Origin of the sequence: Stenotrophomonas sp. SKA14, from assembly GCF_000158575.1 — a bacterium.
GTDB lineage: Bacteria > Pseudomonadota > Gammaproteobacteria > Xanthomonadales > Xanthomonadaceae > Stenotrophomonas > Stenotrophomonas forensis.
Window position 1 is genome coordinate 4,889,167 of record NZ_DS999412.1, and the last position, 22,506, is coordinate 4,911,672.

The 22,506-nt window shown below is 65.4% G+C and carries 21 protein-coding genes; 10 read left to right on the plus strand and 11 right to left on the minus strand.

From position 1 onward, the window contains the following. Positions 1-198 precede the first annotated feature (198 nt). Entirely contained in the window at positions 199-1,572 is a 1,374-nt protein-coding gene (gene cycA / locus SSKA14_RS22380) for a D-serine/D-alanine/glycine transporter (RefSeq protein WP_040009051.1), read from the minus strand. Positions 1,573-1,800: 228 nt separating this feature from the next. Between cycA and SSKA14_RS22385 the strand changes: the two genes are divergently transcribed. Next, positions 1,801-3,417: an EAL domain-containing protein gene (locus SSKA14_RS22385; RefSeq protein ID WP_008266614.1), complete on the plus strand. Its 1,617-nt coding sequence runs from the start codon at positions 1,801-1,803 to the stop codon at positions 3,415-3,417. Between the two features lie 312 nt (positions 3,418-3,729). On the opposite strand, the gene SSKA14_RS22390 is transcribed toward SSKA14_RS22385, so the two are convergent. Beyond that, on the minus strand, positions 3,730-4,914 hold the full coding sequence (locus SSKA14_RS22390) for an MFS transporter (RefSeq protein ID WP_008264446.1): 1,185 nt from the start codon (positions 4,912-4,914) through the stop codon (positions 3,730-3,732). After that, on the minus strand, positions 4,911-6,089 hold the full coding sequence (locus SSKA14_RS22395; RefSeq protein WP_008267452.1) for a serine hydrolase domain-containing protein: 1,179 nt from the start codon (positions 6,087-6,089) through the stop codon (positions 4,911-4,913). The genes SSKA14_RS22390 and SSKA14_RS22395 overlap by 4 nt, the downstream gene beginning before the upstream one ends. A gap of 228 nt (positions 6,090-6,317) precedes the next feature. Here SSKA14_RS22395 and SSKA14_RS22400 point away from each other — a divergent pair, with 228 nt between their 5' ends. Both SSKA14_RS22400 and SSKA14_RS22405 read left to right on the plus strand, forming a co-directional pair. Beyond that, positions 6,318-7,217, plus strand: coding sequence for a LysR family transcriptional regulator (locus SSKA14_RS22400; RefSeq protein WP_008268258.1), 900 nt, complete (start codon positions 6,318-6,320; stop codon positions 7,215-7,217). Between the two features lie 163 nt (positions 7,218-7,380). Further along, positions 7,381-8,988 carry an ATP-binding cassette domain-containing protein gene (locus tag SSKA14_RS22405; protein ID WP_008268274.1) on the plus strand — a complete coding sequence of 536 codons (1,608 nt, stop codon included), beginning with the start codon at positions 7,381-7,383 and terminating at the stop codon, positions 8,986-8,988. Positions 8,989-9,059: 71 nt separating this feature from the next. Here the strand turns inward: SSKA14_RS22405 and SSKA14_RS22410 are convergent, their stop codons facing one another. Further along, a complete protein-coding gene (locus SSKA14_RS22410) occupies positions 9,060-10,385 on the minus strand; it encodes a GTP-binding protein (RefSeq protein ID WP_008265295.1) in 1,326 nt (441 codons plus the stop codon). Positions 10,386-10,454: 69 nt separating this feature from the next. Here SSKA14_RS22410 and SSKA14_RS22415 point away from each other — a divergent pair, with 69 nt between their 5' ends. Continuing rightward, positions 10,455-10,829: a MerC domain-containing protein gene (locus tag SSKA14_RS22415; protein WP_008267652.1), complete on the plus strand. Its 375-nt coding sequence runs from the start codon at positions 10,455-10,457 to the stop codon at positions 10,827-10,829. On the opposite strand, the gene SSKA14_RS22420 is transcribed toward SSKA14_RS22415, so the two are convergent. Continuing rightward, on the minus strand, positions 10,826-11,110 hold the full coding sequence (locus SSKA14_RS22420) for a hypothetical protein (protein ID WP_006437851.1): 285 nt from the start codon (positions 11,108-11,110) through the stop codon (positions 10,826-10,828). The two genes, SSKA14_RS22415 and SSKA14_RS22420, sit on opposite strands and share 4 nt — an antisense overlap. Before the next feature lie 91 nt (positions 11,111-11,201). Between SSKA14_RS22420 and SSKA14_RS22425 the strand changes: the two genes are divergently transcribed. The 3 genes from SSKA14_RS22425 (at position 11,202) to SSKA14_RS22435 (ending at position 13,458) form a co-directional block, all read left to right on the plus strand. Continuing rightward, positions 11,202-11,618: a hypothetical protein gene (locus SSKA14_RS22425; protein WP_008264743.1), complete on the plus strand. Its 417-nt coding sequence runs from the start codon at positions 11,202-11,204 to the stop codon at positions 11,616-11,618. 77 nt (positions 11,619-11,695) lie between these two features. Next, positions 11,696-12,541 (plus strand): MnmC family methyltransferase, encoded by an 846-nt coding sequence (locus SSKA14_RS22430; RefSeq protein ID WP_008264811.1) that lies wholly within the window; start codon positions 11,696-11,698, stop codon positions 12,539-12,541. Between the two features lie 62 nt (positions 12,542-12,603). Further along, on the plus strand, positions 12,604-13,458 hold the full coding sequence (locus tag SSKA14_RS22435) for a tetratricopeptide repeat protein (RefSeq protein WP_008268062.1): 855 nt from the start codon (positions 12,604-12,606) through the stop codon (positions 13,456-13,458). Positions 13,459-13,577: 119 nt separating this feature from the next. Here the strand turns inward: SSKA14_RS22435 and SSKA14_RS22440 are convergent, their stop codons facing one another. Then, positions 13,578-14,546: a polysaccharide deacetylase family protein gene (locus SSKA14_RS22440; RefSeq protein ID WP_008267927.1), complete on the minus strand. Its 969-nt coding sequence runs from the start codon at positions 14,544-14,546 to the stop codon at positions 13,578-13,580. Positions 14,547-14,646: 100 nt separating this feature from the next. On the opposite strand from SSKA14_RS22440, the gene SSKA14_RS22445 reads away from it, so the two are divergent. Further along, complete coding sequence (locus SSKA14_RS22445; protein WP_040009059.1) at positions 14,647-15,789, plus strand: hypothetical protein; 1,143 nt, start codon at positions 14,647-14,649, stop codon at positions 15,787-15,789. On the opposite strand, the gene SSKA14_RS22450 is transcribed toward SSKA14_RS22445, so the two are convergent. The 3 genes from SSKA14_RS22450 to SSKA14_RS22455 all read right to left on the minus strand — a co-directional run bounded on the left by SSKA14_RS22450 (position 15,786) and on the right by SSKA14_RS22455 (position 17,596). Further along, positions 15,786-16,448, minus strand: coding sequence for a hypothetical protein (locus SSKA14_RS22450; RefSeq protein ID WP_198283619.1), 663 nt, complete (start codon positions 16,446-16,448; stop codon positions 15,786-15,788). The two genes, SSKA14_RS22445 and SSKA14_RS22450, sit on opposite strands and share 4 nt — an antisense overlap. Before the next feature lie 152 nt (positions 16,449-16,600). Next, the gene (locus tag SSKA14_RS24035; RefSeq protein ID WP_008266798.1) at positions 16,601-16,774 is read right to left on the minus strand and encodes a hypothetical protein; all 174 of its coding nucleotides are present in this window, start codon (positions 16,772-16,774) and stop codon (positions 16,601-16,603) included. 9 nt (positions 16,775-16,783) lie between these two features. Continuing rightward, a complete protein-coding gene (locus SSKA14_RS22455; protein WP_008268599.1) occupies positions 16,784-17,596 on the minus strand; it encodes an alpha/beta hydrolase in 813 nt (270 codons plus the stop codon). Positions 17,597-17,816: 220 nt separating this feature from the next. Between SSKA14_RS22455 and SSKA14_RS22460 the strand changes: the two genes are divergently transcribed. Continuing rightward, on the plus strand, positions 17,817-18,296 hold the full coding sequence (locus tag SSKA14_RS22460) for a nuclear transport factor 2 family protein (RefSeq protein WP_008268716.1): 480 nt from the start codon (positions 17,817-17,819) through the stop codon (positions 18,294-18,296). Positions 18,297-18,374: 78 nt separating this feature from the next. Here SSKA14_RS22460 and SSKA14_RS22465 read toward each other — a convergent pair whose 3' ends face one another. Then, positions 18,375-19,052: a GAD-like domain-containing protein gene (locus SSKA14_RS22465; RefSeq protein WP_040009062.1), complete on the minus strand. Its 678-nt coding sequence runs from the start codon at positions 19,050-19,052 to the stop codon at positions 18,375-18,377. Next, complete coding sequence (locus SSKA14_RS23160) at positions 19,049-20,902, minus strand: PAAR domain-containing protein (protein WP_008267524.1); 1,854 nt, start codon at positions 20,900-20,902, stop codon at positions 19,049-19,051. The genes SSKA14_RS22465 and SSKA14_RS23160 overlap by 4 nt, the downstream gene beginning before the upstream one ends. 468 nt (positions 20,903-21,370) lie before the next feature. On the opposite strand from SSKA14_RS23160, the gene SSKA14_RS22475 reads away from it, so the two are divergent. After that, a complete protein-coding gene (locus SSKA14_RS22475) occupies positions 21,371-22,480 on the plus strand; it encodes a hypothetical protein (RefSeq protein ID WP_157636007.1) in 1,110 nt (369 codons plus the stop codon). The last annotated feature ends 26 nt before the right edge of the window (positions 22,481-22,506 follow it).

Consider the following 22,506-nt stretch of genomic DNA (forward strand, 5'->3'; position numbering starts at 1 on the left):
TGGCGGGGTGGGTCCGGTTGCGGGGGACGCTGCAAGTACGTCCATGTAAGCTCGGTCGCCGCATCCATGCGGCTCACGCCCCCACAACCGGACCCACCCCACCTTCGACAATTCCCCGCGGCGGACAGTAGATCCACGCCATGCGTGGATGAAACTTCCTGGAAACCGTGGATCAATCGATGGAACGCAGACGTTGGATTACTTCGCAGTCCTCCGACGCACCCAATACCCCACCCCCAGCAGCACGAACCACGCCGGGCTGGCGATCAGCGCCTGGCGGGTGTCGCCCTGCAGGCTCAGCAGCACCAGCACGCCGGCGAAGAACACCAGGCAGGCCCAGCACATGGCTACGCCGCCGGGCATCTTGAAGATCGAGGCGGCGTGGCGCTCCGGATAACGGCGGCGGTAGACCATGTAGGCCACCAGGATCAGCGACCAGACGAAGATGAACAGCACCGTCGCCAGCGTCGTCACCAGGGTGAAGGCGGTCACCAGGTTCGGAATCAGGTAGATCAGCAGGGTGCCGCCCAGCAGGCACAGGCACGAAAACAGCAGGCCGCGCGCCGGCACCGCTGCGCGCGACAGCTTCGACAGGCCGCGCGGTGCATGGCCCTCTTCGGCCAGGCCATACAGCATGCGGCTGGTGGAGAAGATGCCGCTGTTGGCAGAGGACGTGGCCGAGGTCAGCACCACGAAGTTGATCAGGCTGGCCGCGGCAGGAATGCCGGCCAGCACGAACAGCTGCACGAACGGGCTCTTGTCCGGCACCACCTGGCGCCACGGCGTGACCGCCATGATCGCGATCAGCGCCAGCACGTAGAAGATGATGATGCGCACCGGAATCGAGTTGATCGCCTTGGGCAGGTTGCGCTCCGGGTCGGCGGTTTCGGCGGCGGTGGTGCCGACCAGTTCGATGCCGACGAAGGCGAACACCGCAATCTGGAAACCGGCAAAGAAGCCGACCAGCCCCATCGGGAACATGCCGCCGTCATTCCACAGGTTCGACAGCGATGCCGTGTGTCCGCTGGGCGAGGTGAAGCCCCACGCCACCAGGCCGGCGCCGGTGATGATCAGCGCACAGATCGCCACGATCTTGATCAGCGCGAACCAGAATTCCATCTCGCCGAACAGCTTCACCGTCACCAGGTTCAGTGCCAGCAACAGCAGCACGCAGGCCAGTGCCGGTATCCATGCATCCAGCCCGGGGAACCAGAACTGCGCATAGGCGGCGATCGCGATCACATCGGCGATGGCGGTGACGATCCAGCAGAACCAGTACGTCCATCCGCAGAAGAAACCGGCCCAGGGACCGAGCAGGTCGGTGGAGAAATCGATGAAGGATTTGTACTGCAGGTTGGACAGCAACAGCTCGCCCATCGCGCGCATCACGAAGAACAGCATGGCGCCGATGATCAGGTAGACGAAGACGATGGACGGACCGGCCAGGCTGATGGTCTTGCCCGAGCCCATGAACAGGCCGGTGCCGATGGCACCGCCGATGGCGATCAGCTGCAGGTGGCGGTTGGACAGGCTGCGGCGCAGGTGCTCGGGGGGCGATGCGGGCTCGGTCATGGGCGCGGAAAGGGGCGGGCGAAGCGTTCGACGGTAGTCCTCTGCGGGCAGGAGCGCCAGCACCGGACGAGCTGATTCCGTCAATCTTGGCCGCTTTCATCACAATGTGACGAAATACCGGATTACGCCCATTCCGCCCGGCCCGGCGCCATGCTCAGATAGCCGCATCTGCCCAAGGACCGGCCCGCCCATGCCCCCTGCCCTGACCCTCCCGCTGGAGCTCCGGCCATGAGCCGGCTGCGCGTCATCATCGGCGGCACCGCGCTGGCACTGCTGGCCGCCGCCGTACCGATCGCGGTGATGGCCTACGCCACCTGGGACCGCGCGGTCACGGTCGAACAGCAGCGGCTGCACGACATCGCGCTGCGCACCCTGCGCCGCTCCGACCTGTCCTACCACGAGGCGCTGGCCGCGCTGAAGTCGGCCGAAGCCGGTACCGCCTCCGGCTGCAACGAAGAACACATCCGGCGCATGCAGACGCTGGTGATGACCACGCCGTCGGTAGACCAGATGGGCTACTTCGAAGGGGGCAAGCTGCGCTGCACCTCCTGGGGGCCGTTCCATTCGGACGTGAACCAGCCCAGGGCCGACCATGTCACCAGCGACGGCGCCGGCATCGCGGTGGACGTGCGCCCCGAAGCCAGCGGCCGTCGCCAGGTGCTGGCGATCCTGTACGGCTCCCACGACGTACTGGTCGATCCGCGCCGCTTCGTCGATGTCATCGTCGATCCGAATGTGCGCCTGGCCCTGGCCAGCCCGGACGGACGGCTGCTGGCCAAGCAGGACGGCATGGACCCGGCCCTGCTGCAGAACCTGCTGCGCAATCCCGGCGAGGGGCTGGACCAGGACACGCTGTATGCCACCGCGCGCAACGAGGAATGGCTGGCGATCGCCACCACGCCACGCACCGCGCTGGCCGCCACCTTCCGCCAGCAGGCCTGGCTGTTCGTGCCGCTGGGCCTGCTGCTGGCGGCCGCGGGTGCCGGCCTGGTGATCTGGCTTTCCCGGCGCCGGCTGTCGCTGCGCGGCGAGCTGGCCACCGCCATCCGCCGCCGCGAGCTGTACCTGCATTACCAGCCGATCATCGAGCTGGATACCGGCATCTGCGTCGGCGCCGAGGCGTTGATCCGCTGGCAGCGCCCGGACGGCACCCAGGTACGGCCGGACCTGTTCATTCCATTGGCCGAAGAGGCCGGCATGATCGCCGACGTCACCGACCTGGTGATCGAGAACGTGGTGCGCGACATGCGCGAGCTGCTGGTGGCCGACCGCAGCGCGCACATCGCGATCAACCTCGCCGCCGAGGACATCAGCAGCGGGCGTGCGTTGAAGATGATCACCCGGCACATGGCCGGTAGCGGCATCCTGCCGCAGCAGATCTGGATGGAGGCCACCGAACGTGGCTTCCTCGACCTGGACCGTGCCCGCACGATGCTGGCGCAGGCGCGCCGCGCCGGGCACAGCGTGGCCATCGATGATTTCGGCGTGGGCTTCTCCAGCCTGCAGTACCTGGAGCAGCTGCCACTGGATGCACTGAAGATCGACAAGTCATTCATCGATGCCATCGGCACCGAGAGCGCGACCAGCCCGGTCACGCCGCACATCATCGACATGGCCAAGGAGCTGGGCCTGTGGGTGGTGGCCGAGGGCGTGGAAACCGAGGCGCAGCTGGCCTACCTGCACAGCCGCCACGTCGAGTTCGGGCAGGGCTGGCTGTTCTCGCGGCCGCTGCCGCGCGACGAGTTCGTGGCGTTCCACAACAAGCGCCAGCAGCGCTACGGCGCGGCGCGCGAACACATGCAGAATCCGCGCAGTGTGCCGATCGAGCGCGAGGGGATCGAGTAGGTCGGCCAACGGCAAAGCCCCTCATGGTGGGTCGCATACAGCTATCCCGGAGTTGGCTGGGACGGTCGGGTTCGCGGGGGACGCCGTAAACCCATCCATGGGGGCTTGACCGCGGCATCCATGCCGCGGCCCCCCCCGCGAACCCGACCGCCCCGGCCTCTGACAGGTTCCGGCGGCGTCCCACCACGGAATCAACAGAGAATTCAAAGGCAAACGCGGGTCGCTGCGCTCGGTAGATCCACGCCATGCGTGGATGGCGTGGAGTAGGTAGTGCAGGCCGCTGGCCGGCACCGCGCCCTCACCGATCGCCGCCTATTCCCACGCCTTCGGCCGCGCCAGCAACCACGCTGCCGTCACCACCAGCAACAGCAACGGCAACCATCCCAGCTGGCTTGCGCCGCGCGCCTGCAGCAGCACACCGCCTGCCACGCCACCGGCGGCAATGGCCAGGTTCCAGCCGGTCACCAGCATCGACTGCGCCAGATCCGCAGCGGCACCCGCGCGGCGTGCCAGCGCGGTCTGGAACAGGGTCGCCACCGAACCGAAGGCCACGCCCCACAGGATCGTCGCCAGCAGCAGCGGGGTCGGCTGGCCTGGCCATAGCAGCAGCGCCAGCACCGGCAGGATGAAGCCGACCACTGCCGCCCAGACCAGCGCGCGCAGATGACGGTCCACGCCCCAGCCGGCAATACCGATGCCGGCAATCGCCGCGATGCCGAACGCCAGCAACAGGCGATCCAGCCACGCCCCTGCACCGGCCTCCACCGCCAACGGTTCGATATAGGTGTAGAGCACGTTGTGCGCCAGCACGTACAGCACCATCACCAGCAGCGCGCTGCGCACACCGGGCATGCGCCAGACCGTGCGCAGCGAGATGCGCTGGCCGGCCGCCGCCGCTGGCAATGCCGGCAGCGCCCAGCGCGCGTACGCCAGCAGTCCCACGCCCAGCAGGCTCATCAACGCGAACGCCCAGCGCCAGCCGATCTGCTGGCCCAGCAACGTGCCGGCGGGCACCCCCAGCGACAGCGCCAACGGTGAGCCGACCATCGCTACGGCAATCGCCCGCCCCTGCAGCGAAGGCACCACCATGCGCGCGGCGTAACCGGCCACCAGCGACCACAGCAGGCCGCCACTTACCCCGGCCAGGAAGCGTGCGGCCAGGATCAGCGTGTAGCTGCTGCTCAAGGCGGTCAGCGTATTGACCACCACGAACCCGGCAATCGCTGCCAGCAGCAACGGGCGTCGCGGCAGGCGCTGGGTCAGCGCGATCATCGGCAGCGCGGCCATCACCGAGCCCAGTGCATACACGCTCACCAGCTGGCCCACGGCCGCATCACTCACGGCCAGGCTGTCGCCCATCGGTCGCAGTACGCCGGCCGGCAGGGTCTCGGTCAACAGGGTGATGAAGCCGCCGCCAGCCAGCGCCAGCAGGCCCGCCCACGGCAGGCGTGTGGCTTCACCGGCCGGGCTGCTCGCATCGATGACATGGCCGCTCATCGGGCGCCCTCCAGATCGGCATAGACCGCATTGCGCAGCGCATCGACGAAGGCACCATCCATGCCCTCGTACAGGGTGTTGGTCAGCGCCGCCACGCTCAGCCCACGCGCCGGATCGACAAACCAGCTGTGGCCATAGGCGCCGCCCCAGCGCCAGGTGCCTTCGCACTGCGGCGTGCCGCTGGCGGCGGGATCGTGCAGCAGCGCAAAGCCCAGTCCGAAGCCCCAGCCGGCCGGTTCCGGCGGGCCCTGCTCGCCCACCTGTGGGGTGGCCATCTGCGCCGCCAGTGCAGGCGGCAACAGGCCCGACGCCCGTACATCGCGCAGCGCCTCCAGCACCGCCATCACCTCATCGGCGGTGCCAATCAGACCGGCGCCGGCAGAGGCGAATCGGCTGGCGTCGGTGGCACGCGCAAGGCTGTATTCGATGCCGATCGTACCTTCGAACGGCGCCACCACTTCGCCTTCGCGCAGGCGATGTGGCTGCGGCGCATCGCTCACATAGGGCGTGGCCAACCGCGCAGCATCGGCGGTGGCGAAGGCGGTATCGCGCAGGCCCAACGGTGCGGCCAGCAGGCGTGCGAACAGCGCCTGCAGGGTTTCACCGGTTGCGGCTTCGGCCACCGCACCGGCCACATCCACGCCCAGCGAGTACAACCACTGGCTGCCGGGTGCGAACAGCAGCGGCGCCTGCGCGATGCGGCGCACGTTCTCGGCGAGGGACACCGGACTGGCATCCATGCCATCGCTGATGCCCGCCCGCGCATACGGGCCGTCCGCATCGGCTTCCAGGAAACGGTAGCCCAGCCCGCTGCTGTGGCTGAGCAGCTGGCGCAGGCTGATCGGCGGCGTGCTGCCATCGGCCAGCGCCGGGCGGAAATTTGGCAGCCAACGCTGCACCGGGGCATCGAGGTCGAGCACGCCCTCGGCCACCAGGCGCAGGATCACCGTGGTCAGCAGCGGCTTGCTGACCGAGGCCAGCCGGAACAGCTGGTCGCGCTGCATCGGCGTGGCCGATTCGCGGTCTGCCAGGCCGCTGGCGCTGGCGTGGCGCAGCACCCCGTGCTGGCGCACCAGCACCACCGCGCCGACCAGGCGCAGCGGATGCACCTGCTGCAGCAACCGCTGCACCGACGGCAGCGTCGGTACGGGTTCAAGGGAAAGAGCGGCATTCATCGCAGTGATCCGTGGGGAGAGGCCCGCCACGTTAGGCAGCGCGCCGCCGCGCAAAAAGCCGGTTTCCGCTCCGGGCATCATGGACCGTGCAGTCCGCAATCGGCATCATGGCCGGAACTGCAAGGCCGGAACTGACCGCGACCCGCCCCGCACCACAGTGTTGCGAGGGCGGCGCCAACCGTCGCCAGCGCGCCCCTCTACCCTGCCGCTTTCATCGCCCGCACGCCCATGACCGTCCTGGACAACCTCGCCAACCTGCAGACCTTCGTGCACGCCGCCGACACCCGCAGCTTCGTCGAGACCGGGCGCCTGCAGGGCATCTCCGCCTCGGCCGCCGGCAAATGCGTTGCGCGGCTGGAACACGCCCTGGGCGTGCGGCTGTTCCATCGCAGTACGCGCAGCATCACCCTCACCGCCGAGGGCCAGCTGTTCCTGGCGCGCTGCCGGCGCATCCTCGACGAGCGCGATGCGGCGCGCACCGAGCTGGCGCAACCGCACGCCACACCGCGCGGCACGCTGCGCATCGGCCTGCCGCTGGTGGGTGACCTGACCCTGCCGCTGATGGCCGAATTCATGGCCGCCTATCCGGACATCCGCCTTGATCTCGACTTCAGCGACCGGCTGGTCGATGTCATCGAGGAAGGTTTCGATGCCGTGCTGCGGGTCGGCGAGCCCAGCGACTCGCGGATGAACGCGCGGCGCCTGGGCGTGTTTCCGCGCCGCATCGTCGCCTCGCCCGGCTACCTGCAGCAGCGTGGCATTCCACGCACGCCGGCCGAGCTGATGCAGCACACGCTGCTGCACTACCGCTTCCCCAGCACCGGCAAGCTGGAGCTGTGGCCGATCCACTGGCCCGAGGATGAAACCCCGCAGGAACTGCCGGTCCACATGGTGGCCAACACCATCGAAGCACGCGTGGCGCTGGCGCTGCGCCACGTGGGCGTGGCGTTCGTGCCGGTGCACTCGGTACGCGATGCGCTGGCCGACGGCCGGCTGGTCACCGTGCTGGACGAGCATGTGCATTCCTGCGGCATCTTCCACCTGCTGTGGCCTTCGGGCCGCCACGTGCTGCCGAAGCTGCGGGTGTTCATCGATTTTGTCAGCGCGCGCCTGGAAACCGTGCCGTAGCCGCGATCAATCCCGGCCATTCAGCCAGCCCCGCTATACTGGCGCCTCATTCCTCCCAGAGGCTCGCGACCAATGCGCCATTGATGCCGCCGTCTTCCCATCAGACGGCCTGACTCTTCCCGCCCCTGCGCGCAGGGGAGAACCCGGCATCCATGGAGGTCGCATGACCCCGCATTCCCTCACGCTCGATCGCGTGTCGTATCGATTGGCCGACGGCCGTCGGCTGTTTTCCGATCTGTCGTTTTCCTTTGAGCCGGTCGCCACCGGCCTGGTCGGTGCCAATGGCACCGGCAAGAGCGTGCTCGCCCGCCTGCTGGCCGGCCACCTGTCACCCGACAGCGGCCAGGTGCGCCGCAGCGGCCGCGTGTTCCTGCTGCCGACACCCGGCTATCCACCCGCCGGCACGGTTGGCGCGCTGGCCGGTGTCGGCGAAGCGCTGGACGCACTCGCGCGCATCGAAGCCGGCAGCGTGGACGAGACCGACTTCACCCACGTCGGTGACCGCTGGGACCTGCGCGAACGCCTGCAGCAGCAATGGCAGGCAGTGGGCCTGCCCGACGACCTCGACCCCGCCCAGCCCGCCGCGCGCCTCAGTGGAGGGCAGGCGATGCAGGTCGCGCTGTCCGGGGCGTGGGCCAGCGGTGCCGACTGGTTGATCCTCGACGAACCCAGCAACCACCTCGATGCGCGCCATCGCCATCAGCTGTACGAACAATTGCAGCAGTGGCGTGGCGGCCTGCTGGCGATCAGCCACGACCGCGAGCTGCTGGAACAGATGCAGCAGATCGTCGAACTCGATGCGCGTGGGCTGCATCGCTATGGCGGGCCGTGGCAGCACTACGCCGACGCGCGTGCGGCTGAACGCGAAGCCGCCGCCGCCCAGCTCGACCATGCGCGCGCGCAGCACCGGCAGCAGCAACGCAGCGCGCGTGAACAGCACGAACGCCAGCAACAGCGGCAGGCGCGTGGCAACCGCGATGCGAAGCAGGCCAACCAGGCACCGATCCTGCTCGGCCGGCAGAAGCAGCGCGCCGAAGCCAGCCACGGCCGCGCGCAGCAGGTGCAGGCCGATCGCCTGCAGGCCAGTGCCGATGAACTGCGCGCTGCGGCCTCTGCAGTTCACGCCGCGCCGGAACTGGCGCTGTTTGCCGGTGATGGTGAACGCGGCAGCGCGCGCCTGCTGCAGGCGCAATCGCTGGTATTGCCGCATGGCTGCAGTGCCCCGTTGCAGCTGGAGATCCGTCGCGGGCAGCGCATCGCCGTGGTCGGTGACAATGGCAGCGGCAAGTCCACGCTGCTGCGCGTGCTGGCCGGCCAGCTGCCTGCACGCCATGGCACCGTGCAACGTCACGCCCCCCTGGCGCTGCTCGACCAGCAGCTGCTGGGCTTGTCCGGCGAGCGCAGCATCCTCGATACCGTGCAGGCGGCCAATCCCGCGGCAGATCCGGGCGAACTGCGCACGCGCCTGGCTCTGCTCGGGCTGGATGCACAGCGCATCCTTCGCCCCTCCGGCAGCCTCAGTGATGGCGAACGGGTAAAGGGTGCGCTGGCCAGCGTGCTGTATGCCGAGCCTGCACCCCAGCTGTTGCTGCTGGACGAACCCGGCAACGCGCTGGACCTGGGTGCGTTGCAGGCGCTGGAAGACCTGCTGGTCGCGTGGCCCGGCGCCTTGGTGATGGTCAGCCATGACCGGCACCTGCTGCAGGCCTTACGGCCCACGCAGGTACTGCAGGTCAGCGCCGACGGCTGGCAGTGGCGCGACCGCCTGTAGATCCACGCACGGCGTATCGATATGGGTAGTGCCGGCCGCTGGCCGGCACATCACCAACCGTCAATGCGCGCTCACCGCTTCCACACCGGGAACGCCTGCGGCAGCTGTTGCCACAGCAGCGGACCGGCGCGCAGCTCCTGATCGTTCAGCAGGCACGCGTCCAGTTCCGCACGCACGGCGCGCTCATCCATGTGCACACCGATCACCACCAGCTCCTGGCGGCGGTCGCCCCACAGCGGGTGCCACAGGCGCTGCATCGCCGAATGCGCGGCCATGTCCGGGAACTCGTCGGGGCCCGGCAATGGCGCGCTCCAGCACTCCGCCTGCTGCCGCGCCCAGCCGAGGTCACTGTAGGGCAGCGGTGTCGGCGGCAGCAGCGGCGTGGTGTCCTCCTGCCCCGCACGCACGCGCTCGCGCGCGGCGTACCAGAAGCCCGCCGCCTGCGTGCGCGTCGCCGCACCCACGGTGTTCAACTCGCCCACCCAGTCCATGCGGTTGGCCAGCCAGAACCAGCCCTTGCTGCGGATCACGCCCGGCATGCCCGACTGCAGCGCGCGTGCGAAGCGCGCGGGGTGGAACGGACGCCGCGAGCGGTAGACGAAGCTGGCGATGCCGTATTCCTCGGTTTCCGGCGTGTGCTCGCCGCGCAGCTCCTTCACCCAGCCCGGTGCACGTTGCGCACGCTCCATGTCGAAACGGCCGGTGTCCAGCAGTTCGCTCAGCGGCACGTCACCGAAGCTGGACAACAGCAGCTTCGCATCGCGGTTCAGCCCGCGCAGCACGGCCAAGGTGTCCTGCAGTACCTCGTCATCCACCTGGTCGACCTTGCTGACCACGATCACGTCGGCAAACTCCACCTGCTCGCACAACAGGTCGACCACGCCGCGATCATCATCCGGTCCGGCCTGCTGGCCACGCTCGGCCAGGCGCAGGGTCGAGCCGAAATCGGCCAGGAACGCGCTGCCATCGACCACCGTCACCATCGTGTCCAGCCGCGCGATGTCGCTGAGGCTGAAGCCATGCTCGTCGCGCACCGCGAAGGTGGCGGCCACCGGCATTGGTTCACCGATGCCGGTCGATTCGATCAGCAGGTAGTCGTAGCGGCCGGCATCGGCCAGGCGCCGCACTTCCTGCAGCAGGTCATCGCGCAGCGTGCAGCAGATGCAGCCGTTGCTGAACTCCACCAGCGTCTCTTCGGTGCGGCGCAGTTCCGCCCCACCCTCGCGCACCAGCTGCGCATCGATGTTGACCTCGCTCATGTCGTTGACGATGACCGCCACGCGCAGGCCCTCGCGGTTGCGCAGGATCTGGTTGAGCAGGGTGGTCTTGCCGGCCCCGAGGAAGCCGGACAGCACGGTGACCGGAAGGCGACGGTCGGCGCGGGAAACAGTGTTCATGTCGGAGCGGGTTGGCTGCGGAACGGAAATGTTACTGTATAACACTTGTCAAGCAAGGAACCTCCCCCGATGAAGTCGCCCTCTGCCGCCCTGCTTGATGCTGGCGCGGTCGCCCTGTCCAGCCTGTGCCTGTTGCATTGCCTGGCGCTGCCCCTGCTTGCCGCCGCGCTGCCGCTGTTCGGCGTCTGGGCCAAAGCCGAGTGGGTGCACCTGCTGTTCGTGGCCATCGCCCTGCCGCTGACCGGCTATGCGCTGTGGCGGGCCGAGCGCCGTCACCCGCTGCCGATGCTGGCCTGGGCCACTGCCGGCTTGGGGCTGGGCCTGCTGCTGGCCGGTGCGCTGGCGCTGCCCTCGCACGGCTGGGAAACACCGCTGACCGTCACCGGCAGCCTGCTGCTGGCCGCAACGCATCTGTGGAACGCACGGCACCGGCACTACAACTAGAGCTTCAGCATCATCCGCAGCAGGTACATCAGCAGCGGCAGCGCGCTCACGACCGCACCGGCAATGCCGATCCACGGCCATCGCTCGCCGCGCACGCGCGATGCCACGGCAAAGCCAGCGCCCACCAGCGCCGCGCCCAGCACCGCCACGCCCATCCCCGCGGCCAGGCCATTACCACCGGCCGCCACCGCCGCCTGTGCGGCCACTGTGCCCGCACCCCAGCCGACCACCATGCCCAGCCAACTGGCCACGCCGCACCACGGTGCCTTGCCCTGCGCCATCCGAAAACCCCTCTTCTCTTGCCGAATTCCTGTACGGGCCGTGCCCGCATGCTGCCTACACTAGCCGCACCTGCCCCTGTAGGGACATCCCATGCGCACGCTCCGCCTGCTGCTGCCCGGTGCCCTCCTGCTGCTCGCCGCCTGTGGTGGTGACGCCGGGCTTCCCTTCTCCGCCGACCCGTTGCAGGGCTGTTTCGCCACCAGCGCGCGCAAGCCCGCCGACTTCCGCATCGAAAAGGAAGGCGGCCAGTACTTCGTCTCCTTCAACCGAGATGGCCAGTGGCAGCGCGAACCGAATGCCCTGCACAAGGCCAGCAGCAGCGAGATCAGCCGCTACTTCCGCGATGACGCTGCGCAGATCGACAGCGCCCTGATCCGCATGGCTGGCGGCTTCGGCATCTTCCACTTCAACAAGGGCGCCACGCTGAAAGGCAAGGCCAGCGACAGCGACTACATGGCGCTGATGCTGATCGGCGCCGGGCCGGTGTATGCGGTGAAGTGCGATTGAGCGGGAGCGCCGAGCGCGGCTCGGCACTGCAACAGCTGCGGTACCATGCCCTCCCCCGAACCGTCCCGGTACCCGCCGTGCCCCACTACACCGGCCCCCTGCTGACCCGCGACAGCGCCGACACCCTGCGCCGTGCCCATGACAAGGGCGCCGCCGATTGGCAGGGCTCGCTCGACCTTGGCCGCAGCCAGGACAGCGTGGCACTGGATGCGGACGGCTTCCACTTCCGCGGCGAGGTCTACCCGTGGCCGGGCAAGCTGAAGGACCGCACGCTGTACTACTGGGATGGCGAGGAGTTCGCGCCGATCTCGCGCTACAGCGGCTCGCTGATCAAGCTGGTGCCCACCGAGTGGGGCGCACCCACCTTCGAGATCGACGGCATCAAGATGCTGCCGACCTCCAAGTTGTCGCCGTTCGAGGACGCACGCCGCAAGGTCGAGCTGGTCGCCCCGGCCGGCAAGGTCATCCTCGATACCTGCGGCGGCCTCGGTTACTTCGCCGCCTGCGCGCTGGAGGCCGGTGTCGGCCAGATCCGCTCGTTCGAGAAGAACGCCGACGTGATGTGGCTGCGCACGCTCAATCCGTGGTCGCCGGACCCGGACTCGGCCGCCGCCGGGGGCCGCCTGCAGTTCAGCCACGGCGACGTCTCGCAGCAGATCGAACAGTTGGCCAGCAACAGCGTCGATGCGATCCTGCACGACCCGCCGCGCTTCGGCATTGCCGGCGAGCTGTACTCGCAGGTTTTCTACGACCACCTCGCCCGCGTCATCCGCAAGGGTGGGCGCCTGTTCCATTACACCGGTGCGCCGAACAAGCTGACCAGCGGCCGCGATGTCCCGCGCGAAGTGGCCAAGCGACTGGAAAAGGCCGGATTCAAGGCAGAACTGGCACTGGACGGCGTGCTGGCGGTGCGCCGCGCCTAGAGCAAAGGTTCAAGATCATTGCCGGCATGCCGATAGCGTAGAAAGCCTCTCGGAACACCAGCATGTCGAACCCACGGCCATGGAAGGCAGTATTCATCAATCTAGGCAAGGTCATCGGGGAAGTCATCAGCAAGATCGTGATTCCAACCTGCATGGTCTTCATTGCATTCGCCGCTCACCAGTTGGCATCGCGCTCCGAAGATCAGCGGCGAGCGGAACAGAAGCAGACCGGGATCGATGACAGAGCGTTCAAGAATGCAAGCATCGGCCACCAGCAGAGCCAGGCCGATAGACAGCTTGATCAGATGATCATGGCATTCATGGAAAAGCACGAAGCCCAGATCGTGTCCCGGGACGAGCAGGTATTCCTGCACCTCCTCGACCGAGCAAAGGCTTACTTCTCCGAAACGGATTTCCGGCTCGTCCAAGTGCGCATCATCTCCTTCCGAGCGAGCGCATTGAGCCTCTCCAACGAGAGCGACGTAGGCCAGGCTTCGGCCAACGTCCCCGCGCCAGCTGCCTCCCCTCCCACGGCCGAGGATTACCTGAGAGCAGGCAGAGATGCGCTGGTCAGCGGAAAGGCCAACCTTGCTTTTCAGTACTTCCAGGCCGCCACAACCGTTGATGCCTCCAACGCAGAGGCGTGGAACGCACGTGCATATGCCGGTCTACGCACATCCAATCTTGCTGATGCGAACGAGAGCATCGTCAGGGCTATTCAGCTGTCGTCGGGCGCAACCGGCAAGGTTCGCATGGATACCGTCATCAACGCAGCCAAGATCCAGTGCGTGGGCATCGGCCGTGACACGGGTATTCGCTACCTTGAGGCGCACTACGAGAAGGTACCTGGGCTGAGAGAGCGAGCCTCACAGGATGGGGAACTGCCAAAGATGTGCGCGAGCGGCACGATCGGCTGATCAAGGACACTGAAGCATTGGACTACACGCCCCATTCTCCAACCGGGTGAACGGGGCAGATCCGATGCTTCAGCGCCGGGGGCGATCTCCGTTGCGGGCAACACCCGCAGCGCTGAGCCTCACTCCGAATCCACCTTCGCCAGCGTCATCACCCACTTCGGCACCACCGGCTCCCCGGCGTAGAAGTCCTTCGGCTTTTTCTCCGCCATCGCCCAGCGGTGCAGCCAGCTCGGGCCGTAGCGTCCGTTGTAGCCTTCAGCACCGCGCGCGTAGGCCGGGTCGCGCATCGCCTCGTCCAGCGACACGAAGCGATAGCCACGCCGCTTCGTGGCCGCCACCAGTTCGGCGAACGTGGCCGCGTTGAGCTCGTTGGCGTGCATCAGCCACACCTGCGGCAATGCGTAGCCCAGCAGCGCCTGCGACTGCCTCTCGTAATAGTCCAGCTTGTTCAGCATGTACGGTACGTAGCCTTTGCGCAGCTGCGCCAGCGTCGCCTCGCGCGCCGGTGAATCGGGCTGCTCATTCATCACATTGGCATAGGCGAACGCCCAGACCCACTCACCGTTGTCGACGGTCACCGGCGCCACACGGTAGCCGTGCTGCTTGAAGAACGCGTCCATCTGCACGCGCTCGTCCGCGGTACGCCCGGCGCGCAGGTAGGGATGGCGCATCCACTGCGGCGTCTGTCCACGTTCGGCCAGCAGCGGCCGCAGCACCGTCTCGCCGCGCAGGAAATCCTGCTGGAACGCCGCCACGCCCTTGGCATTCAGATCCATGTGCGAGTATGTGTGGTTACCCAGCACGTAACCCGCGTCCAGCCAGTCGCGCAGCATCTGCACCCGCGCCGGCTGCACCTGGCCGTCCACCTCAAGCTTGGTCTCGTTGACGAAGCCCACCACCGGCACGCCCGCCTGCTGCAGCTGGGCCATCAAGGCTTCATGACGCGCCTGCAGATCCGGCGGCGCGATTTCATCCACGCGTGCCCAGGGCAGATCATCGATGGTCACCGCGATACGTCGGTCCACCTCGGCGGCGTGCACCGCCAGCGAACAGAGAAGCAACGGCACGGCGCGCAGCAACCAGCTCATACAGTTTCCTTGAACAAGTTGTAAGGGTTTTCCCGATTCTAGTGCCAGTCCGTTTCGACGACCATGAAATCCGCGTCAATCAGAGGACATCAGGATCATCATGGAAAAGACTGGCCGAACGATCGATCTTGCATGGCTGAGCGATCTGAAGCGCATCGCGGCCACCATCCGCGAGAATACGTCGTTCTTTCTTGGCGGCATTGTATTTCTCTGCGGGGCATCGGTCGCCAACTTCTGCATGCAGGAAAGAATGGCGATCAATGTCCTGTCGTCAGACTTCGTGGCATTCATACCGCTGTTCTTCGCAATCGTCATTCTTTTGATTGGGCTTATTGGCGGGTTGCTCGTGTACAACTGCGCCCTGGTCATGGAGGGCGCTGCCAGGAGCAGGAATGGAAGGCTGCTGGCCGTCGCGATCATTCCCAATCGAGGAGCCTTTTTTCGCACGCCAGTTCAAGCGTTTGTAAAGGTAAATCTATCGCAATGGCTGCTTCTGCTCTGGTCTCCCGGCCTTCTCCTCACTGCCGCGGCCATGGTGATGGAGCTCACCGAAGCGGGGGCCACAGCGCAGATGATCATCCTGCTCTTCTCGGCGCTCCTCAGCATTGCGGCACTGGCAATCTGCGGACGTTGGATACGTCGTCCCCATCGGCATCGCTTCAAGCGCCCCTCACGCCTCTCATGTCTTCCCTCAGCAATCCTGCAGGCGATGACCATGTTTCCCCTCGGACTTTGGGCCGCCCACGTTGCTGATGCTGCAGGGCATGGAACAGCCGTGGTCCTGGTGGCCGTCGCCTTCAGTACATTGGTTCTTGCGCTGGGCCAGTTCGTTGCCGTTCTCGCCATCGTCCGCAGCAGCCACCATGGCATAGTCCGACAGGCCTTCTGGGGAGGATTGCTTGCAGTCTCCCTGGCCTGCGTTTTCCCCACTACATCTGCTCCCATCACGCGCATGATCCTCAGCATGGGGAGCACAGGGATGGCCGGCTGTGTTCGCCTCGCAATTGACCCTCAAGCGAGGCCGATGGCATCGCTGATTGACCGAACGCTACAGCGCGATGCACCCGTCGTCTGGACGAAGCCCTTGGGGCGTGTCATTCCATTCGGTGAATCGTTGCAACTGAAGCTCGCTGAAGCGCCTTCCGCCGTCTATATGCTCGAGCGAAAGGATCTGCGCCAGACCCTATCGTGCAGGGAGGCAGACGACAGGATCAAATTGGATGCTGGGCACTCCAGACCTTAGCCGTCTTCCAGCGCGTCCGATGATCTGGCCCGCGCGATCGCCCGCCACAGCATGAATCCGGCCACCATCGCCATCAGCAGCAGCGCGACCAGGACCAGAGCAAGATCATCCGGACTGCGCAGCAGCAGAGCATGCTGGCGGGTGAGAATGCCGAACACCACCTCCTGCGCCTGCACCAGCGGAAGCCGCCCCTGCTCGCCCAGTTCCACCAGGCAGGTGGTCGGTGCCAGCTTGGCCACGCTGATCCACGCCATGTCGTATAGATGCAGGGCCCTCACCGCCAGCATCAGTATCACGCCGTGCAGGGCCATCACCGCCCAGTTGGCCCACCGCAGCCGGCCCGACAGGCGACCCAGCCGGTACACGCTGATCGAGATCGCCCCCAGCAGGGCCAGCACCAGGCCGGCCATGGGAATCCACTGCAACGGTTGCCACGGAGCCAGTGCGAGAGAGCGGGCCATCAGCTGTTCGGCCACCTGCATGCGCGCCACGGGATCCGGGCCACCGCAGGCATCATCCACCGGCTCCAGCAGCAAGCCCACCCGATAGTGGAAGAAGCCGGCGGCCAGTCCCACCGCCAGCAGCGCCACCACCTGCACCATCAGCAGGATCGGACCAGGGCCGGACATGCGGCAGTAACGCGCAGCAGCAGAGACCATCAGATCATCCATGACAACAAAGGATCATCGTAACCAAGCGCACTGCGGCTGTCGGCTGGCGGATGCGACAAACGCCGTTCCGGTTCAAACGCTGTTTGCCTGGTAGAGGATGGTGCCTGTTCGGCGCCGCACTCACGCTTGGTTGCGCCAGCTCACGACCCACGCGGCAGCTTCGCCGCCCACATGTTGTCCACCAGGTTCGGGTAACGCCGCCCGTTCTCTTCCGCCCGCTGCCGCGCCGCTGCCTTCTGCGCATCCGACAACGGCTGCGACGCCTGGCCCTTGGGATTGGGCTTCTTCCACGGCGGGGTCTTTTGCTGGCGCATCGCGGACGTTTACCGTTTCAGGAAGTTCAGCAGCGCCAGATTGAAGTGATCAGCGTGACTGGTGTTGCAGCCGTGCGGCGCGCCCTCCAGGATCACCACCTCGCTGCCCGCAACGGCCTGGTGCGTGCGCTCGCCCGAGCCTTCAAACGGGACGATCGCATCGCTGTCGCCGTGCAGGATCAACGTCGGCACGGTGATCTTCTTCAGGTCATTGCGGAAGTCGGTGGTCGCGAAAGACTGCATGCAACCCAGCGCCGCCGTCTGGTCGGACTGGTGGCACAGCGCGATCGCCGCCTGGCGCTGCTCTTCGGTCACCATCAACTTGCCATCGGCGCTGAAGAAGTCGCGGGTGAAGCCATCGAAGAAGCTCTCGCGGTCCTTCTCCAGGCCGCTGCGCATCTCATCGGCCTTGTCCTGGGTCAACGGGCCGTCCGGATTGTCGTCACCTTTCAGCAGGTAAGGCGGCACGGCGGCGGCGAACACCACGCTGTGCAGGCGATCCTCACCATGGTTGGCCACGTAGCGCGCCACCTCGCCACCGCCCATCGAGAAGCCGACCAGCGTGACATCGCGCAGATCGCGTTCTTCAATCAGCGCAGCCAGGTCTGCGGCCAGCGTGTCGTAGTCATAGCCGTCGGCGGGCTTCTCGGAACGCCCGAAGCCCCGGCGGTCGTAGCTGATCACCCGGTACTGGGCATCGCGCAGGATCGACACCTGCGTCTTCCAGGCATCGGCCGACAGCGGCCAGCCGTGGATCAGGATGACCGGGCGGCCATCGCCGCCGGTGTCTTCAACGTGCAGGCGGATGCGGGAGGCAGGCATGGGGGCTCCTGTGGAAGGGAAGAATTGCAGGCTAGAACCCCGCCCCTATGCCGCCCGTGAGGGAATCGCGGCGCGCTGTGACACGACGTGCACAGGCTGAAGGGACGCCCGCCCCGCCAGATTCCCGCTTCATCGGGTCCAGCGCCGGTTTCGTCGCAGCGCGGCGGCAAGGTGCGGTGGACCGTGCCAGCCTGCGCGGACCACTTCCGGGAGATTCGCCATGCTGCTGTTCACCCTGCCCCTGCTGGCCGCCGGCCTTGCCGCCGCCCCGACCACGCCCGATACCCTGCGCGAACAGATCCGCCAGGCCGACACGCAGCTGTTCGCCGCTGCGTTTGACGCCTGCGACGCCGACAAGGCCGCGTCGATGACCACCGAGGACATGGAGTTCTTCCATGACAAGGCCGGCAAGTCCGCCAGCAACCGCGACGACTTTCGCCACAGCGTGGCCGCCCTGTGCGAAAGCAACCGCGCCAACCACATGCATCTGCGGCGTGAACTGGTGGAGAGTTCGCTGCAGGTGTTTCCGCTGCACGACGAGCGGGCGCTGGAGATCGGCGACCACCGCTTCCACGAGCGCGATGCGAAGGGTGTGGAGCGTTGGACCGGCCAGGCGCGCTTCGTCCAGGTGTGGCGGCGGGTGGATGGGCGGTGGCAGGTGGAGCGGGTGATCAGCTATGACCATCGGCCGGCGGATTAGTCGGCGTGACGTCATGTAGAGCCGAGCCCACGCTCGGCTGCGGTTCGGTGGATGGATTAGCCGTCCTGACCCGCTGGTTCACAGCCCTCGCTTCTTGGCCTCAGCCACGATGTCGACCATGACCCGACGTTCCCCCAGCTGGGCGAGGAACAGCAGGTGTTCGGCGGCGTTGACCTTCTGCAGATGATCGAGGCGGCATGGCCCACCGAGTGCAAGCGCCGGGACGAAGCCATACATCTCGTCATGGTTCAGTGGGCCCAGCAGTTTCACGGCGCGGTCAAAGAGGGGGATGCCCTTGTCATCTGTCTCATTCGGATAATCGACACTCATCCCAGACAGCCACGTTGAAATCAGAGAATCTGCCTTCCCTTCCCTCATCCATCGGGATTTGTCAGTTGGAAAGAGCATTGCCCATGCACAGTTGATGGTTAGGCTACGCCCGGTCTTGGTTCCCCACAGTGTCAAGTTCCCGAAGGCGCTGCGGCCGATGACGTAGTAGTGATCCTTCCCATAGAACTCAGTTCCATAGAGCCAGGCATTAAGGGCTTCGGCGTAGTCATCCGGATCAGTTATCCAGAAGATGCCTTTTCCGTAACCAGCAAAGCCGTACGCCCGCCAGTATTCCAGTAGCTTGTCTGGGACCTTTCCCCGGTAGTGCTCCAACCTCGATTGCGATACGTGTCTTGTGTCAACCGCGGGTCCAAAGCCCTTGTCTGAGTAGAAGTACTCAAAGTGTTTGTCGAGCATCTCGATCATCTGCAGCGCTCCAATCCGCCGTTCATCTTTGTGGTGCGTCGCTCGCCCACCGGGACTTGCCTTGCCGCCGCATCCAGGTCCTGGATGCGCGTGGCCTGGTCCTTACTAGCATGGCTCCATTGACGGCCGATGGTGTGATTGACCTCTGCGTCACCGAAGTCGGCGATTTTGTCCTGGCCACCTGCCACAAGGTCGGGATTGTGCAGGGCGTTCAAGGCCTTCATCGTTGCGTCTGCATGCTCCGTTGCCAGACGCTCCGCAACTTTCGGGTCATCCACCTCGGAAGCGAGCTCGTCATACTTTTCATTCTTGATCTTTTCTCTAAAGTCTTCTCTTGCCTTCTTTGCGGCCGCCCTGTCGCGATTCTTCGGATCAAATGCCTCTCGTGCACTGAGGTAATCCTCCACACTCATATCGTTCAGCCCCTGCTCCTGCCCCTTCAACTGCCGATCCATCTCCGGGTACTTCGATGCTGGCAGCTTCTGCGGACTGAAGCACGGCAGCTGCTTCCGCGGCATGCGCCTGGGTAGCCGTGGCGTCTCCACATTCCGGTTGTCATCGGGCCTGCGGTTGCCATCGGCCTGCCGGCGCTTGCGGTGCTTCAGCGCCTTGGCCAATCCCTTGAACGCGTCCTCCACTTCCTCCATCAGGTGCAGCAGTCGCGAGCCGATGCGGGTGGCTGTTCGCCCGGCCTTGGCTGCCGCGTAACCAAACCCCGCCGCGCCCCCCAGCTCCACCGTCACCGCGGCCAGCAGGATGGAGACCACTACATCCATCATGATCTGTGCGCCGCAACGCGCCTGCAGATTCTCTTGTTCGTCCGGTGGCACCGCGTCCCACCAGGCCACGGCGAAGGCCGGTAGTTGCTGGGTGATGGCCGGATCTTCGATCAGCAGGTTGAACAGCTCCTTGGCTTCGCTGGCAGCCGCCATCACGGTGTCGCCCGCCGCACGCATCGCGGCGATCTTGCGGTCCATGGCATCGCGGTCGCCGGTCAGCAGCACGCGCGTCCATTCGCGTATCTCGCGGTCGGTCCTGTACATCAACACCGCCAAATCGACGGCAGTCTCGACCGTTCCCACCATGTAGTCCCAGGCGCCCTGCCCGGTGCCCAGCGCCTGGTTGCCGCGCTGTAGGCCCCAGCGCTTGAGTGCGCCTGCGTCGTCCCACTGCTGCCATGCCGTGGCCATGTCGCTGCGGGTCTGTGCAACGATCGCGTCCAGCGCTGACTTGAGCTTCGCGCGCGCCGCGAGGATGGGCGCATCGTCGTCATCGCTCAGGTCAGGCTGGAACAGCAGCTGGAGCGTATGCACCGGGCCAACGACGACGTCCGGGATGCGTGCGCGGCCTGCGTCATCCAACTTGCCGGTCACCACCCGGTCGTCGGGCAGCATCACCTGGTAGCCCACGCCCCTTACCGGCGTGCGGTCGAGGTCACCGTAGTGGTAGTACAGCAGGATGTCCTGCTTGCTGGGCGGCGCTACGTCAGGCTCATGCGCAGCGGTGCCTGTGGGTACGAATCCCGCTGGCGGTGCGGCGTTGCCAGATGGTTGAGACGCCGCTTGCGGCCCAGCGCCTCCGCCCGCTTCCACCGTCACCGTGCTTTGGCGCGAGGCCAGCAGACGGCAGCCGCAGGCCAGCGAATCCCCGTGGCGGGCCAACGGCTGGCCATCGATCAGGAAGGTTTCATCGCCGGTGACGATGGCGAAGAAGCCACCGTGCTTCGGGCAACTCGCTTTGTCGCCCACGCGGGCGATGGCGATGTTGTTGATGAAGGTGCTGGGCGCACCGGTCAACACTTCGCCGCCACCGGTGGTGCGGTCGCCGACCACGATCACAACCCGCTGCATGCGCGCTCCCTCGCTTGATGCTGGGGAAGGAGGCTAGTGAGCGGTTATGGGCGTCGGGCGGGAAAAGCCGGTTCTTGCAAGTAGTCCTAGAAGACCCTCCACAAACGCACACACATGGCCTCTCAGTGCTCGCATCTGAGTGCGAAGAGTCGTGCTGATTGCGACATCAGAATTGGCAACATTGAAGAGCTGCCCTTCGCGCGCACAGCACATCTTAAGTCTGATCCAGCCCTACCTCTGGAATGAAATGGCGACTTCCAGACTGGCAGCAAAGCTAAGGCTGATTAAACTCGCTTGTCAGTGGAAGTTCACCATGCGTCACCTTGGTCAGTTGCTCGCATCTAGCCCTTCCGGCATCCGCGCAAGCGATCACTAACAATTTGCTCGTGTCGGCCGATCTAGTTGCAAGAGGCTGCCTCAGACGCAGCTTTGCGCGACCTACTCACTGCATGAACGAAGGGAATCACAATGACCGATCCGCAACAATCATCCCCCAGCACTGAAGTTAACGTGGTCTTCAAATTATGGCTTCAACAGCTGGCAGACTCCTTCTCATGGGCAGAGAAGCACCCCGTAAAACTCGCTGCGGCCTCTATCGCCCTGCCAAGCCTAAGCCTTTTCTATTACCTACAAGCCGAACACATACCCCTCAGCATACTTTCCTCAGATGTAATTTCAGGATTGCCGTCGCTTTTGGTAATTATATGCGCCATCACCCTGATGTTATTTGCCCTTGCATTAATGCCACTCATGGTCATGTTCGAGGAAGCTGACACCTCGAGTGATGGAAGCCTACACGTTCTGAAACGATCATCCGAAGTAGGGTTGAATATATTTCAGTGGCTCGGGACATTGATCTTACCCGGAGCAATACTGGCAATCGCCGTGGTCCTGATGGCAAGCTACCCCGGGAACGACAAATGGGGCGTTCCAGTATCTATCGCCCTGGCCGGACTAGTGTTCTTCTTCGTAACACTCTTCTTCGATGGGAACAAGAAGAAGCGCCACTGGCTTGACCGCACGTGGTCTGCCATTACCTCAAATCTTGTCCAGATGATGTTTGCACTTTCTGTTATGAAGGGTGCAATGGAATATTTTCGTGAAATCGAAAAATATTGGGTGATTCTTGCGCTACTTCTCTTTGTGATGGTAATGGCGGCATTGGTGCAATTATTCGCCGTGAGACTCATCGAGCTGGGCAGCAAGGATGGGAAGATCGTAGCGCGAGCGTTCCACGCAAGTTTGATCATCATCACCACGATATGCATTTTCCCCACCACTGGCGGCTGGCTTGCCGGAAAGGTCATTTCTAGCAGCGGCTCAGGCGGCATGTCGTGCTCACGCCTGATTGTCACGGGAGAAAAATCAGATTTCGCCGAAGTAATCGACTGGCGCGACAAGACTCGGCCTATCACGAAGGAACTTGGCATTCGGGCCGCCACTTCCTCCATGTACTACGTGAGACTAAAAAGTGATGCCAAAGGGATTGCAACGATTCCTGTCGACCGTGTCGCCAATTTCGTAGAGTGTAGTTCAGCGAGCGAAGCTTCCAAAGCGTCATCGCCCCCGGGCGCTTGACTCGGTCAGGCTCCCCCGCCCTGCAA